The following is a 13,708-nucleotide window of genomic DNA, read 5'->3' as shown; positions in this document are numbered from 1 at the left end:
GGTGAATGCCAGTGCTTCAGCGAGAGCCGAAGCGGCTGGCGAGGAAGGGCGTCACCGGTACGCTGGTGACGACGTCACTGGCCTGCTCGGCGAGCAGCTGGCCGGTGATAGCGCCAAGGGTCAGGCCGATGTGGCCATGGCCGAAGTTGTAGAAGACCTGCGGCAGGCGCCGGGACGGGCCGAGTACCGGCATGCTGTCCGGCACCGAGGAACGGAAGCCCATCCACTGCGACACCGGCTCGTGCTGCAGGCGCAGGAAGCGCCGCGCGCCACGGGTCAGGTAGCGGTAGCGCGCCGGACTCGGCAACGCTTCCAGCCCGGCGAATTCCACCGTACCGGCCACGCGCAGGCCCTGCGCCATGGGCGTCATATAGAAGCCGCCGGCACCCCAGCACACCGGGCGATTGAGCACCTGCCCGGCATGGCCGAAGAGCACGTGGTAACCGCGCTCGGTGTCCTGCGGCACGCTATCGCCCAACTGGTCTACCAGCGTGCGCGACCAGGCGCCGGTGCACAGCGCCACGCGGTCGGCGGCCAGCTGTTCCCCGCTCGTCAGCTGCGCGCTCACCGCATCCCTGCCCTGCCCGGCCGGTTCCAGGCCCAGCAATTCGCCACGGCGGAACTCGCCGCCCCTGGCGAGGAAGCGCTCGAACAGACGCAGGCTCAGCGCATAGGGATCGAGCGTGCGGCTCACGCCGGGCAGCTCCACCGCGCAGCTCGCGCGGGCGTTGAGCGCCGGTTCCAGCTCGCGCAGTTCGGAGCCCTCGACGAAGCGGATCGGCACCTCGAAGCGCCGGTGGTAATCCACCATGGCTTGCGCATCGCTGCGCTCGTGGGCTTCGAAGATGTACAGCGAGCCGTCGTGGCGGATCAGGTCGTTGGCGCCTGCCTCGTCGAACAGCCCCTGCCATGCGCCCATGCAGGGGCGCAGCAGGGTGTTTAGGTCGTGGCCGATGGCTTCCACCCGGTCACGCCGCGAGGCCGCCAGGAACTGCAGCAGCCAGGGCGCAATGCGCGGCAGGTAGGCCGGGCGGATCGCCAGCGGGCTGTCCGGGCGCAGCAGCATGCCCGGCGCCTTGCGCCAGATGCCGGGGGTGGCCACCGGTTCCACCGAGTAGGTGGCGAAGGTGCAGGCATTGCCGAATGAGGTGGCCAGGCCCGGCGGATTGCGGTCCAGCAGGGTCACGCGCAGGTCGCGGCGTTGCAGTTGCAGTGCGGTGGCCAGGCCGACCACGCCGGCGCCGACCACCAGGGCGTGGCGGCGCAGGTCGTTGGGCTGGGTCATTTGCCGCTCATCACGCGGGTCCACAGGCGGGTGCTCATGCGCATCCCGGACGGCGACAGGGTCTTGATCGGGAACAGGGTGTCGAGCACTTCCTGTGGCGGGTAGACGGCCGGGTTGCTGCGCAGCTCCGCGTCGACGTACTGGGTCGCGGCGGCGTTGCCGTTGGGGTACTGCACGGCATTGCTGATGTTGGCGATCACTTCCGGCTGCAGCAGGTAGTTCATGTAGGCGTAGGCGTTGTCCAGGTGTGGCGCGCCCTTGGGAATGGTCACGGTGTCCACGGCGATGGTGCTGCCTTCGCGCGGCAGGCTGTAGCCGATCTTCACGTTGTTGCCGGCCTGCTTGGCGGTGGTCATGGCCTGCAGCACGTCGCCGCTGAAGCCGATGGCGACGCAGATGTTGCCGTTGGCCAGGTCGCTGACGTACTTGGACTGGTGGAAGTAGCGGATCGACGGGCGCACCGCCTGCAGTGCGGCTTCGGCGGCCTTGAAGTCGTCCGGGTTCTGGCTGGCCGGGTCGCGGCCGAGCACCTTGAGGGTGATGGGCACCATCTGGGTGGCGTTGTCGATCACCGCGATGCCGCACTGGGCGAGCTTTTCCGCGTTCTTCGGATCGAACAGCAGCTGCCAGCTGTGGGTGACGTCGGTGTTGCCGAAGATGGCCTTGATCTTGTCCTCGTTGTAGCCGATGCCGACGGTCACCCAGAGGTAGGGAATGGCATAGCGGTTACCCGGATCGTTGGCCTCGAGGATCTTCATCAGCTTGGGGTCGAGGTTCTTCCAGTTGGGCAGCTTGCTCTTGTCCAGTTCCTGGATGGCGCCGGCCTTGATCAGGCGCGGCAGGAAGTGGTTGGACGGACTGGCCAGGTCGTAGCCGCTGGCTCCCGTCATCAGCTTGGCTTCGGTGGTCTCGTTGCTGTCGACGAGGTCGTAGGTGGTCTGGATGCCGGTCTGTCTGGTGAAGTTCGCCAGGGTGTCTTCGGCGATGTAGCCGCTCCAGTTGGCGATGGTGACGGTCTGCGCCGCCTGGGTGGTGCCGGTCACTGCTGCGAGTGCGAGGCCTGCCAGGGTGAAGCTGGCCAGAGTCTTGGAACGATTGATCATGCTGCCCTCGGTTTTTTTGTTCTTGGGAATAGTTTTCTGGAGATGGTCTTCATGGATTGCGTGCGTGGGTAAAGCGATGAATCAGGCCTCGGCGCGTGCGCGGCGCACTTCCCAGGCCATGCGCAACGAGGCGCCGATATCGAAGAACGGGCTGGACGGCAGGTAGCCGGGGCTGGCCTGCGCGAGCACGTCGGCCAGCACGGGCGAGCTGTCGCCCGCGGCCATCTCCACCAGCAGGCGACCCCACAGGGTGCCGCGCGCCACGCCCGAGCCATTGCAGCCCGCCACCGCATGCAGGCCTTGGTCGACGCGGGCGAAGTACGGCTCGCCGGAGCGGGTGCCGCTGAGGTGGCCGGTCCAGCTGTAGGCGATATCGGCTTCGACGAGGCCGGGGAAACGCTTCTGCAAACCGCTCAGATGACGGCGACGGCGCTCGGCCAGCGCGTGGTGGTCGAGGTCACGATGACGGTATTCGACGGTGTTGCGGATCAGCAGCCGGCGGCCCGGCAGCAGGCGCACGGTACCGCCGCCCGGCAACGGCGCGAGCACGCCCCACTGGCGCTCGCCGAACAGCGACTGCCAGCGCGGCTCGTCCAGCGGGCGGGTAATGCTCGCGCTCAGCTCCAGCGGGAAGGCGCCGCTGTCGTGCAGGCCGGCGCGGGCAATGAAGGCACCGAGGCAGACCAGCACCTGCGGCGCATGGACTTCGCCCTGCCCGGTACGCGCCACCCAGCCCTGGCCGCTGCGGCGCAGGTCGGTCACGCCGCTCTGCTCGAAGACTTCCACCGACGCCGGCAGGCTCTCCGCCAGGCCTTTCACATAGCGCCCCGGTTGCAGCAGCGCGTTACCACCGGCGCAGTGAATGGCCCGCGCGTAGAAGCCACTGCCGAGCCGCTGCTCCAGCGCCACGCCTTCGTAGTAGCGAGCGCTGGCGCCGACCGAGGCCAGCGTGGCGAGGATGCCGTCGACATCGCCCAGGTGCTCGGGCCGGTGTGCGGCGAAGTGATAGCCGTCTTCGAAAAGCTCGCAGTCGATGCCCAGCCCGGCGATGCGCTGGCGGACTTCCTGCGCCGCTGCGATGCCGATGCGCGAGGCGACCTGGTACGCGGCGTGGCCGGGCTGCCCGAGGCGTTCGCTGGCGGCAGGCAGTTCATGGGCCACGACGAACCCGGAATTGCGCGCCGAGGCGCCCTGGGCGATGCGCTGGCGCTCCAGCAACACCACGCGCTGCTGCGGGAATCGCGCCGCCAACGCATGGGCCGCGGACAATCCGGTGATGCCGCCACCGATGATCAGCCAGTCCGCCCGCTGGGTGCCGCTCAGCGTCGGCCGCGCGGGCAATTCGCCCGCCAGGGCGATCCAGCCACAGTGATTGTTCATTGCCCGCCACTCCTTCACAATCCATGCGCCGGGCGTATCCAAGCGATTTCCCCGATGGCGCGTCATGATCAGAATCTACGGGCAGTTGAGCTGGACGCACCAACGCTCATTTTTCATCCTGGTATTCCTATCTCGCATAGATTGGCGCATAGATCGCGCACGGAAGGGTCATGGACAAACTGCTTCGCGTTCCCTCTCTGCAGGCCCTGCAGGCGCTGGTACAGGTCGCCGACTCCGGCAGCTTCACGGCCGCCGCGAAACAGCTGCACCTGACCCAGAGCGCCATCAGCCGACAGGTGCAGCAACTGGAGGAGTACTACCGCGTGCCGCTGTTCGATCGCACCAGCCGCAAGGTGGCGCTGACCGACGCCGGCCGCGAAGTGCACGCAGTGGCCGAGGGCATGCTCCAGCAGCTGCTGCGCCTGGAAGAGCGCCTCGCCCCGGCCTCGGCGGAGCGGCCCTTCCGCATCCGCATCTTCGTTTCGCTGGCGGTACGCTGGCTGCTGCCGCGCCTGAGCTCCTTCTACTCGCGGCACCCGGAGCTGTGCCTGTCCATCGAGACGGTGGGCGGCGAAGTGGTGGACGACGGCGGCGACTGCGACGCCTACGTGCTCTACCTGCCCAGCGGCAGCGACCCGCAGGGCCGCACGCTGATGCCGCTGTACGACGAATACCTGATCCCGGTCTGCGCCCCACGCCTGGACGACGGCCAGGCGCCGCCGCGCTCGCTGGAAGAGCTGGCGCGCCACCCGCTGATCCACGCCTCCAGCGGCGGCCTGGAATGGCCGCAGTGGCTGCGTGCCCAGGCCGCACCGCCACCCACGTCGTTCAAGCACATGCTGTTCAACCTCGACGACCTCGCGCTGGATGCCGCCACCCGCGGACTGGGCGTGGCCATGACCGACCGCCTGCTGGCCCATGACGCCCTGCAGCGCGGCGACCTCATCGTGCCCTTCGGCGAGGCGCTGAAAACCGGCGGCCGCTATGCCCTCTGGCTGCGCGACAGCGGCGCCGCGCACCCGGCCTGCCAGCCGGTGCTCGACTGGTTCGAGGAGCAGCGCAGCCAGCTGGAATACTGAAGAGTTCCCGGCCACGCTGGCCTGCCGGCAGAAGTGGTGCGACAATCGCCCGAATTAGTTAACAGAAGAAACCTTATTGCCATGACGAAGAAGAGCCGTGCCCCCGAGGGCGACGAGGACCAGGGCGCAGGTGCCGTCGCGCCCGCCTCCCCGCTGGACAACTACGTCGGCTACGCCCTGCGCCGCGCGCAACTGATCGTCTTCCAGCACCTGGTGGACGAGCTGGCAAGGTTCGACCTGCGCCCGGCGCAGTTCACCGCGCTGGCGATCATCGACAGCAATCCAGGGCTGATGCAGGCCGATCTGGCCCGCGCACTGGGCGTAGAGCCACCGCAACTGGTGCCCCTGCTGAACAAGCTGGAAACCCTTGCCCTAGCGGTACGCGTGCGCTGCAAGCCGGACAAGCGCTCCTACGGCCTGTTCCTCAGCAAGGCCGGTGAAACGCTGCTCAAGCAGCTCAAGGAAGTCGCCCTGCAAAGCGACTTCGCCGCCACCTCCCGCCTCTCCGAGTCCGAGCGCGAACAGCTGCTCGCTCTGCTGCAGAAGATCCACGGCGCCGACTGATTCAGCCGGCACGCTTCTGCGCACCTCTATCAGCCCGACTCCGTTCACCGGCCCTGCCGGAGGACGGAGCACGCCGTTGACGAATGCCGCCAAGCCTCCTAGCATCGCGAAACTAGTTCATTTTATTAACTAGTTTCGCCGAACAACAACTAGAAGAGCATTCCCGGCATGAGCGATATCACATCCGTTTCCGTGGCGCGCCCGAGCGCCGCCACCCCACTCACCATCCTGCTGTGCTTCATCGTCGCCCTACTCGAGGGCATGGACATCCAGTCGGCAGGTATCGCCGGCCCCGGTATCGCCGCTCACTTCGGTCTGGACAAGGCGCAGCTCGGCTGGGTGTTCAGCGCCAGCATCCTCGGCCTGTTGCCCGGCGCCTTCGCCGGCGGCTGGCTGGCCGATCGCATTGGCCGCAAGCGCGTGCTGACCGCCGCCGTCGCGCTGTTCGGGCTGTTCTCGCTGCTCACCACCCAGAGCTGGAATCTCGACAGCCTGCTGCTGGCGCGCTTCATGACCGGCCTGGGGCTGGGCGCCGCGCTGCCGAACCTGATCGCCCTGACCTCCGAATCCGCCGGCAACGACCGCCGCGCCACGGCGGTGAGCCTGATGTACTGCGGCGTGCCGCTGGGCGGTGCACTGGCCTCGCTGGCGGGCATGTTCGCCACGCCGGAACGCTGGCAACTGGTGTTCCACCTCGGTGGCTGGGCGCCCCTGCTGGTAGCGCCGCTGCTCTACCTGCGCCTGCCGGAATCGGCGGCCTACCAGCGCCAGGCCGATGAGGGGAAGCGCACAGGCGTGGCGCAGGGCCTGTTCGGTCATGGGCAGGCAGTGCCGACACTGCTGCTGTGGCTGAGCTGCTTCTTCACCCTGATGGTGGTCTATCTGCTGCTCAACTGGCTGCCGTCGCTGCTGATCGGCCGGGGCTTCAGCCGCCCCCAGGCCGGCAGCGTGCAGCTGCTGCTGAACCTGGGCATGGCGCTGGGTTCGGTGCTGGCCGGCGTACTGCTGGACCGCTGGCGGCCCACCCTGCTGGTGGCGCTGATCTATGGCGGCATCCTGCTGACCCTGGCCGCGCTGGGCTCCTTCGAAGGCTTCGCCGGCATGCTGCTGGCAGGCTTCGCCGCCGGTTTCTTCGTGCTGGCCGCGCAGCTGGTGCTCTACGCCCTGGCGCCGCAGTTCTACCCTGCCGGGATCCGCGCCACCGGCGTCGGCTCGGCCGTTGCCGTCGGCCGCCTGGGCTCCATCGGCGGCCCGTTGCTGGCCGGGCAGATGCTCGCCAGCGGCAGCGGCACCGCCGGCCTGATGGGCTTCGCCGCACCCGGCGTCCTGATCGCCGCAGCGAGCATCATCCTGCTGCTGCGGCACCGGCCAACCACCGAATAACCCCCAAGCTCCTCCCCACGCCCGTGGGCTCACCCACGGGCCACTTCGCCCAAGGAAACCCCATGAGCCTGCCCGGACTTTTCAGCGCCTTCGACGATGCCCTGCTCGTCGAAGCCGTACGCACTCCCTGGATCGACTATCGCGGCGCCCTCGCCGCCGTTTCGCCCACCGACCTGGGCATCTTCGCCGGGCGCAGCCTGTTGCGCCGCAGCGGGGTGGACCCGGCCGGCATCGACAGCGTGCTGGCTGGCAACATGGCCCAGGCCAGCTTCGACGCCTACATGCTGCCGCGTCACATCGGCCTGTACTGCGGCGTGCCGCAGCAGGTGCCGGCGCTGGGTGTGCAGCGCATCTGCGGTACCGGGCTCGAACTGCTGCGCCAGGGCGCCGAGCAGATCCAGCGCGGCCAGGCCGCCAGTGTGCTCTGCGTGGCCAGCGAATCCATGTCGCGCAACCCCATCGCCAGTTACAGCCATCGCGGCGGTTTCACTCTCGGCCAGCCGGTGGAGTTCAAGGACTTCCTCTGGGAAGCCCTGTTCGACCCGGCCGTCAGCCTGAGCATGATGCAGACCGCCGAGAACCTCGCTCGCCGCCATGGCCTGCGCCGCGAGGAGGTGGACGCCTACGCCCTGCGCAGCTTCCAGCGCGCCCTGCAGGCGCAGGCGGACGGCTGGTTCGCCGGGGAGATCGAGGAGGTGCGCGAGCAGACCTTCGAGCAGGCGGGCCTGGCGCCGCGCTACTTGAAGCTGTCCGGACGCAACGCTGAAGCCGCCCAGGACAGTCATATCCGCGAAACCTCCGCCGAGGCCCTGGCGCGCCTGGGCGCGATCTATTCCGAAGGCGTGCAGACCGCCGGCAACAGCTGCGCAGTGGTCGATGGTGCGGCGGCCGCATTGCTGATGTCGACCTGCGCCGCAGCGGGCCGCCCCGTGCTGGCACACCTGCGCGCGGCAGCGGTGATCGGTGTCGACCCGGCGGTGATGGGCATCGGCCCGGCCCCGGCGATTCGCCTCCTGCTGCAGGGCAGCGGGCTGCGCCTGGATCAGATCGGCCACATCGAGATAAACGAGGCCCAGGCCGCCCAGGTGCTCGCCGTGCAGCGCGAACTGGAACTGGACGACGAGCGCCTGAACCGGCACGGCGGCGCCATTGCCCTGGGCCATCCGCTGGCCGCTACCGGCCTGCGCCTGGCACACACCGTGGCCCGCCAGATGGCCGCCAGCGGCCAGCGCTACGGCATCGCCTCGGCCTGCATCGGCGGTGGCCAGGGTATGGCCGTGCTGCTGGAAAACCCGCGCCCCGCCGCGTTCAACTGACCCGCAACCCCAACCGTCGGGCCCCATGGCGCGGCGGTTTTCTCCCCGAAACGACAACGGGCCACCCTGCTTGCACAGGGTGGCCCGTTCGATTGTCGCCGGCTCAGGAAGCGCTGATCGCCCTCGGGTCTTCGCCGCGGTACAGATGCTCGATCAGCTCCGCACGCGAAGCGAGGATCGCGCGCTGGTTGAGCGAGCCCTTGTCGGTGATTTCACCCTTGTCGATCGAGGGCGCCTCGTCCAGCAGCACCACCCAGCCGAAGTAGTTGGCGTTGCCGGTGGCCTGCAGGTTGAGCTGCGCCAGCCAGTCGGCGAACCAGGCACGCACCCGCGCGCTGCCCAGCACCTCGGCATCGCTGGCCTCCCGACCCAGACCGGACAGCGAACGACACTCGGCCAGACGCGGAAACACCAGCAGCGCCAGGCCCGGTCGGTCCGGCGCCAGCACCACCACGTCCTGAACATAGCGCGACCCGGCCAGCACAGCGCGGGTACGCAGCGGCCCGACATTGACGAACACCCCGGAAGACAGCTTGAAGTCCTCGGCCAGGCGGCCGTCGAACATCAGCCCCAGCTGCGGGTTGCTCTCATCCGCCAGACGCAGCGCATCGCCGGAGCAGTAGTAGCCCTCCTGGTCGAAGGCATCGGCATTCTGCTCGGGGTTGCGCCAGTAACCGCGCATCAGGTTCGGCCCGCGATAGCGCGCTTCCAGCTTGCCCTCCACCGGCACCAGCTTGACTTCGCAACCGGGCGCCGGCAGGCCGACATAACCGGCCACCGACAGCGGCCCCGTGGTGAAGGTGCAGGACGGCGCGGCCTCGGTCATGCCCAGGCCGGCCATCATGCGGATGCGCTCGCCACAGTGGGCTTCGGCCAGTCGATCGAGGCGATCCCAGATGTCCTGGGACAGTCCGGCAGCGGCGAAGAAGAACAGCCGGATATCAGCGAAGAAGCGCTGGCGCAGTTCCGCATCCCGCTCCAGCGCACTGGCCAGTTCCTCCCAGCCGCGCGGCACGGTGAGGTAAGCCGTCGGCGAGATGTCCTTGAGGTTGCGCAAGGTCTCGGCAAAGCCCTGCGGCGTTGGCCGGCCGCCATCGATGTAGAAGCTGCCACCGTTGTACAGCGCAATGCCCAGGTTGTGGCTGCCGCCGAAGGTGTGGTTCCACGGCAGCCAGTCCACCAGCACCGGCGGCTGATGGGCGAACTCGGGGAAGGTCTGCAGCAGCATCTGCTGGTTGGCGCAGAGCATGCGCTGGGTGGTCGGCACCGCCTTGGGCAGCTTGGTCGAACCGGAGGTGAAGAGGAACTTGGCAATCGTCTCGCCATCGGTGGCGGCGAAGGCGGCATCCGCTGAGCTGCAATCGGGCGCGTCCAGAAGCTCGGCGAAGAGACGGCAGCGTCTGCCCGAGATTTCGCCATGGCCGAACAGCAACGGCAGCTCCGCACCCAGCACCGATTCGATGGCGCGGGCGAAGGGTCCGGCATCGGCGGCGAACACCAGCCCCGGCTGCAGCAACTGGACGATGTGGTGCAGCTTGGCAAAATCCTGGGAGACCAGCGAGTAGGCCGGCGACACCGGGCAATAGGGAATCCCGGCGTACATCGCGGCGAAGGCCAATTGCAAGTGTTCCAGGTCGTTGCCCGAAAGGATCAGCAGCGGCCGCTCAGGGCTCAGCCCATAAGCCAGCAGGCTCTGGGCGATGCGCCGGGTGCTGTCGAGCATCTGCGCATAGCTGATTCGGCGCCACTGGCCCGAGTCGTCGCGGGCGGCGACAAATGTCTGTTGCGGGCGCTCGTCAGCCCAGTGCTGCAAACGCTCCAGCAGGCGTTCAGGCAGCGGCGCGAGGGCCTCTCGGGCGCGTAGATAGAGGGTGCCATCGGCCTCGCGGCGGACTTCAACCTGCGGATGGCCGATGGCGACCCGCCGATAGCCCGGAGGGGAATTGGATGCGACATTCATGGGAGCGTCTTCCGTAAAGGCACGCCACCGCGCCCAGCGGCGCGATGGCGGGAATATTGTTCTTGTTCTGCCCGGCGTCCTGCCGGGCATTGGTATCCGCAGCCCGAATCAGCCGGTCAGATGGGATAGTGGCGCGGCGCGGTCTGCAGGGTGATCCAGCGCAACTGGGTGAAGTGGTCGATGGCGGCACGGGAGCCGAAGCTGCCGTAGCCGCTGGCCTTGACCCCGCCGAACGGAATCTGCGCCTCGTCGTGCACGGTCGGCCCGTTGATGTGGCAGATGCCCGACTCGACGCGCCGCGCCAGGTTCAGCGCACGCGCCTGGTCACGGCTGAAGATCGCCGCCGACAGGCCATACTCGCTGTCGTTGGCCACCCGCAGGGCCTCTTCGTCGCCGTCCACACGAATTACCGAGAGCACCGGGCCGAAGGATTCCTCGGCATACAGGCGCATCTGCGCGGTCACGCCATCGAGCAGGGCCGGTTGCATCACCGCGCCTTCGAAGTCGCCACCGCAGAGCAGGCGTGCGCCCTTCTCCACGGCATCGTCGATCAGCCCGCGAATGCGCAACGCGGATGCGCCGTCCACCAGGCTGCCGAGCACCGAAGCCGGGTCGGCGGGATGGCCGGCGCGCAGGCTGGCGGCCTTCTTCGCCAGGCGCGCGACGAAGTCGTCGGCGACGCTCCGGTCGACGATCAGCCGCTCGGTGGACATGCAGATCTGCCCCTGGTTGAAGTAGCCGCCGAATGCCGCTGCCTCGACGGCTGCGTCCAGGTCGGCGTCGTCCAGCACCAGCAGCGGCGCCTTGCCGCCCAGCTCCAGCAGCGCCGGCTTGAGATGGCGCGCACACAGCTCGCCGATGACTCGGCCGACGCGGGTCGAGCCGGTGAAGTTGACGCGCTTCACCGCCGGGTTGGCGATCAGTCTTTCCACCAGCACGGCGGCGTCTGCCGGGGCGTTGCTCAGGACGTTGACCACGCCGTCGCCCAGTCCCGCGTCGTGCAGCACCTGGCCTATCAGCCGGTGAACCGCAGGGCACTGCTCTGAAGCCTTGAGCACCACGGTGTTGCCACAGGCCAGCGCCATTGCCAGGGCACGCGTGGCAAGGATCACCGGGGCGTTCCAGGGGGCGATGCCGAGCACCACGCCGGCCGGTTGGCGCATGGCCATGGACAGCGAGCCGGGCACATCGGAGGGGATCACCTCGCCGAGAATCTGCGTGGTCATGCCAGCGGCCTCGCGCAGGATGCCAGCCGCCAGGTGCACATTGAAGCCATACCAGTTGGCCATGGCGCCGGTCTCCCGTGCGCCCGCGGCGATGAACTCGGCGCTGCGCGACTCCATCAGCCGCGCGGCTTCCAGTAGGCGCGTGCGGCGCTCGCCGGGGCCGAGCGCCGACCAGGCGGGGAAGGCCGCAGCGGCGGCCGCCACGGCGGCATCGGCGTCTTCGACGGTGGCAGCGGCAGCGACGCTGGCGGGAGTGCCGCTAAGCGGGTCGAGCCGGGTGAAGGTGCGACCATCGCTGGCCGGCAAGGCGCGGCCGCCGATCAACAGCGAGACTTGGTTCATGCAGCGTTCCTCTTGTCGTTGTTCTGGCCGCGGGGCACGGGCCCCGCGGCGGCTGCTCAGCGGCGGTAGGCTTGCAGGCCCGGCTTGATGCTCTTGTCATCGAGGAACTGCTTGAGCCCCTGCTCGCGGCCATGCTCCGGATCACGCAGCTGGGCCTGGTCGAGCTTGGCGTAAAGGTAGTCCTCGCTCTGCTCCCAGGTCAGCTCACGGCAACGCTTGAAGCCGTTCTTCGCCGCGCGCAGCACCACCGGGTTCTTGTCCAGCAGGTCGGCGGCCAATTCCAGCACCGCGTCGCGCAATTCAGCCAGCGGCACGCTGCGGTTGACCAGGCCCATCTGCGCTGCCTTGCGGCCGTCGAAGGTCTTGCCGGTCATGATGTAGTACAGCGACTCGCGGTGGCCCACGGTGTCGGCCATGGCCTTGCTCACCAGGTTGCCCGGCGGGATGCCCCAGTTGATTTCCGACAGGCCGAACACCGCCTCGTCCGCGGCGATGGCCAGGTCGCACGCCACCAGCGGGCTGAAGCCACCGCCGAAGCACCAGCCGTTGACCATGGCGATGGTCGGCTTGGAATACAGGCGCAGCAGCTTCCACTGCCATTCGGAGGCGTCGCGACGAATGCGTTCCTGGAGGATTTCCGGGCCGGCGTCCACTTCGCGGAAGTACTCCTTGAGGTCCATCCCCGCAGTCCACGCGCTGCCGGCACCGGTCAGCACCAGCACACGGGCATCGGCGTCCTGCTCGACGGTCTCCAGTACGTCGCGCATCTCGCGGTTGAGCGTGGGGCTCATGGCGTTGCGCTTCTCCGGACGGTTCAGGGTGACCCAGGCGATGCCGGCATCCACTTCAACGGTGACGGTCTGCCAGCGGCCTTCGTACTTGTTCATGTCTCACCTTTTGCTCTTGTTGTGCTTGGTGGAAAACAAGCTATGCGGGAAATATAGTTATGTCAATTAACTATTTTCGCAAACCGTCAACACCGCCATGAGCCGTTCGCGGACGGCGGGAGCAATCGGTTCAGCGCGCAGAACGCCCGCGTCGTCCCGCGCCCAGACACGCTCGTCATGCCCTTCCACACGCAGTTCGCCATCGGCGCCGCGCAGCCGGTGGCGCAACGCGAAACTGCTGCGCCCGAGGCGCACCAGGTCGGTCTCGATGGACAGAATATCAGCGAATCTACTGGGCTTCAGGAACTTTGAGCGAATTTCCAGCATCGGCCAACCGAGAATACCGTGGCGCTTCATGGCTTCGCCCAGGGGCACGCCGAGGCCGCCGAAGAAGGCATCGGTGGCACGGTTGAAGTAGGCGAAATAGTTTGGATAGAAGACGATGCCCGCCGGGTCGCAATCGCCCCAGCTGACTTCGAGGTGGATGACGCTGGCCATATGTTCAGTCTCGTTCCGCGTGAAAGTTGATTAACATGATTAACGATATGGACGAGTCACGGCAGCGTCAACGTCGAATCAGGGTGCCAGGCCGTCGAACAGGGCCTGGGTCAGCTGGCGCACCCGTGCGCTGTGGGCGGCGAGGTCGGGCTTCTCGTCCTGCACCAGGCGCATGAACAGCATCGAGGAGTAGTCGTTGAGGAACCAGGCGACGAACTCCACGTCCACCTTCGCACTGAGCAGGCCGCGCGCCTGCAAGTCACGCAGCAGCACGGCGATCTCGCCGGCGAGATGGGCATTGAGCGTAGCCACCGCCTCCGGCCGCGTGGCCATCAGCCCCAGCGGCGGCAATTCGCGCCAGATGGAGATCGGCAGCACCTGCAGCTCGTGGCGGACGATCAGCGACTCCAGGTGGCACATGGCGTCCACTGCATTGTCGAAGGCCGGCATCTGCAGCCGGGCCTCGGTCACCGCCTGGCGGTCGGCGCGCTCGACAACGGCCAGGAGGATGTCCTGCTTGCTGCCGAAGTAGTTGAACACCGTAGGCGTCGACACCCCGGCCTGACCGGCGATCTGCTCCACGGTAGTGGCCGCGAATCCCTGTGCCTCGAACAGCGCCAGCGCCGCTGCGGTGATCGCATCGCGCCGCTGTTCCTTCTGCCTTTCCCGCAATCCGCTCAACTGC

Annotated in this window: 12 protein-coding genes; 4 read left to right on the top strand and 8 right to left on the bottom strand. The window is 67.9% G+C overall.

What is annotated here, in order from left to right; all coding sequences use genetic code 11:
• Nucleotides 1-16: 16 nt before the first annotated feature.
• From IB273_RS15730 to IB273_RS15720, 3 genes are all read right to left on the bottom strand, one after another.
• A complete protein-coding gene (locus IB273_RS15730; RefSeq protein WP_192224471.1) occupies nucleotides 17-1,285 on the bottom strand; it encodes an NAD(P)/FAD-dependent oxidoreductase in 1,269 nt (422 codons plus the stop codon).
• The gene (locus IB273_RS15725) at nucleotides 1,282-2,388 is read right to left on the bottom strand and encodes a polyamine ABC transporter substrate-binding protein (protein WP_192224470.1); all 1,107 of its coding nucleotides are present in this window, start codon (nucleotides 2,386-2,388) and stop codon (nucleotides 1,282-1,284) included. The genes IB273_RS15730 and IB273_RS15725 overlap by 4 nt, the downstream gene beginning before the upstream one ends.
• 81 nt (nucleotides 2,389-2,469) lie before the next feature.
• On the bottom strand, nucleotides 2,470-3,768 hold the full coding sequence (locus tag IB273_RS15720; protein WP_192224469.1) for an NAD(P)/FAD-dependent oxidoreductase: 1,299 nt from the start codon (nucleotides 3,766-3,768) through the stop codon (nucleotides 2,470-2,472).
• Nucleotides 3,769-3,938: 170 nt separating this feature from the next.
• On the opposite strand from IB273_RS15720, the gene IB273_RS15715 reads away from it, so the two are divergent.
• From IB273_RS15715 to IB273_RS15700, 4 genes are all read left to right on the top strand, one after another.
• Nucleotides 3,939-4,847 carry a LysR substrate-binding domain-containing protein gene (locus IB273_RS15715; RefSeq protein ID WP_192224468.1) on the top strand — a complete coding sequence of 303 codons (909 nt, stop codon included), beginning with the start codon at nucleotides 3,939-3,941 and terminating at the stop codon, nucleotides 4,845-4,847.
• A gap of 81 nt (nucleotides 4,848-4,928) precedes the next feature.
• On the top strand, nucleotides 4,929-5,411 hold the full coding sequence (locus IB273_RS15710; RefSeq protein ID WP_192224467.1) for a MarR family winged helix-turn-helix transcriptional regulator: 483 nt from the start codon (nucleotides 4,929-4,931) through the stop codon (nucleotides 5,409-5,411).
• A gap of 168 nt (nucleotides 5,412-5,579) precedes the next feature.
• Nucleotides 5,580-6,794, top strand: coding sequence for a 3-(3-hydroxy-phenyl)propionate transporter MhpT (gene mhpT / locus IB273_RS15705; protein ID WP_225610166.1), 1,215 nt, complete (start codon nucleotides 5,580-5,582; stop codon nucleotides 6,792-6,794).
• Between the two features lie 62 nt (nucleotides 6,795-6,856).
• Nucleotides 6,857-8,110, top strand: coding sequence for a thiolase family protein (locus IB273_RS15700; protein ID WP_192224466.1), 1,254 nt, complete (start codon nucleotides 6,857-6,859; stop codon nucleotides 8,108-8,110).
• 103 nt (nucleotides 8,111-8,213) lie between these two features.
• Here IB273_RS15700 and IB273_RS15695 read toward each other — a convergent pair whose 3' ends face one another.
• The 5 genes from IB273_RS15695 to IB273_RS15675 all read right to left on the bottom strand — a co-directional run bounded on the left by IB273_RS15695 (nucleotide 8,214) and on the right by IB273_RS15675 (nucleotide 13,704).
• Nucleotides 8,214-10,070 (bottom strand): feruloyl-CoA synthase, encoded by a 1,857-nt coding sequence (locus tag IB273_RS15695; RefSeq protein ID WP_192224465.1) that lies wholly within the window; start codon nucleotides 10,068-10,070, stop codon nucleotides 8,214-8,216.
• Nucleotides 10,071-10,186: 116 nt separating this feature from the next.
• Nucleotides 10,187-11,638, bottom strand: coding sequence for an aldehyde dehydrogenase (locus IB273_RS15690; RefSeq protein ID WP_081518401.1), 1,452 nt, complete (start codon nucleotides 11,636-11,638; stop codon nucleotides 10,187-10,189).
• Between the two features lie 56 nt (nucleotides 11,639-11,694).
• Nucleotides 11,695-12,525, bottom strand: a complete 831-nt coding sequence (locus tag IB273_RS15685; protein ID WP_081518402.1) for a p-hydroxycinnamoyl CoA hydratase/lyase — start codon at nucleotides 12,523-12,525, stop codon at nucleotides 11,695-11,697.
• Nucleotides 12,526-12,591: 66 nt separating this feature from the next.
• Nucleotides 12,592-13,023: an acyl-CoA thioesterase gene (locus IB273_RS15680; protein ID WP_192224464.1), complete on the bottom strand. Its 432-nt coding sequence runs from the start codon at nucleotides 13,021-13,023 to the stop codon at nucleotides 12,592-12,594.
• Nucleotides 13,024-13,101: 78 nt separating this feature from the next.
• Nucleotides 13,102-13,704, bottom strand: coding sequence for a TetR/AcrR family transcriptional regulator (locus tag IB273_RS15675; RefSeq protein ID WP_192224463.1), 603 nt, complete (start codon nucleotides 13,702-13,704; stop codon nucleotides 13,102-13,104).
• Nucleotides 13,705-13,708 lie beyond the last annotated feature (4 nt).

This window comes from Pseudomonas sp. PDM19 (assembly GCF_014852215.1).
In the GTDB taxonomy this organism is placed as follows: Bacteria; Pseudomonadota; Gammaproteobacteria; order Pseudomonadales; family Pseudomonadaceae; genus Pseudomonas.
This window is presented reverse-complemented; position numbering and strand designations above follow the sequence as displayed.

What these genes read in the sequence shown, in the direction of transcription:
- IB273_RS15690 (WP_081518401.1), bottom strand. Translation starts at nt 11,638, where the DNA reads ATGAACCAAGTCTCGCTGTTGATCGGCGGCCGCGCCTTGCCGGCCAGC.
- IB273_RS15715 (WP_192224468.1), top strand. Translation starts at nt 3,939, where the DNA reads ATGGACAAACTGCTTCGCGTTCCCTCTCTGCAGGCCCTGCAGGCGCTG.
- IB273_RS15720 (WP_192224469.1), bottom strand. Translation starts at nt 3,768, where the DNA reads ATGAACAATCACTGTGGCTGGATCGCCCTGGCGGGCGAATTGCCCGCG.
- IB273_RS15695 (WP_192224465.1), bottom strand. Translation starts at nt 10,070, where the DNA reads ATGAATGTCGCATCCAATTCCCCTCCGGGCTATCGGCGGGTCGCCATC.
- IB273_RS15710 (WP_192224467.1), top strand. Translation starts at nt 4,929, where the DNA reads ATGACGAAGAAGAGCCGTGCCCCCGAGGGCGACGAGGACCAGGGCGCA.
- IB273_RS15685 (WP_081518402.1), bottom strand. Translation starts at nt 12,525, where the DNA reads ATGAACAAGTACGAAGGCCGCTGGCAGACCGTCACCGTTGAAGTGGAT.
- IB273_RS15730 (WP_192224471.1), bottom strand. Translation starts at nt 1,285, where the DNA reads ATGACCCAGCCCAACGACCTGCGCCGCCACGCCCTGGTGGTCGGCGCC.
- IB273_RS15680 (WP_192224464.1), bottom strand. Translation starts at nt 13,023, where the DNA reads ATGGCCAGCGTCATCCACCTCGAAGTCAGCTGGGGCGATTGCGACCCG.
- IB273_RS15725 (WP_192224470.1), bottom strand. Translation starts at nt 2,388, where the DNA reads ATGATCAATCGTTCCAAGACTCTGGCCAGCTTCACCCTGGCAGGCCTC.
- mhpT (WP_225610166.1), top strand. Translation starts at nt 5,580, where the DNA reads ATGAGCGATATCACATCCGTTTCCGTGGCGCGCCCGAGCGCCGCCACC.
- IB273_RS15700 (WP_192224466.1), top strand. Translation starts at nt 6,857, where the DNA reads ATGAGCCTGCCCGGACTTTTCAGCGCCTTCGACGATGCCCTGCTCGTC.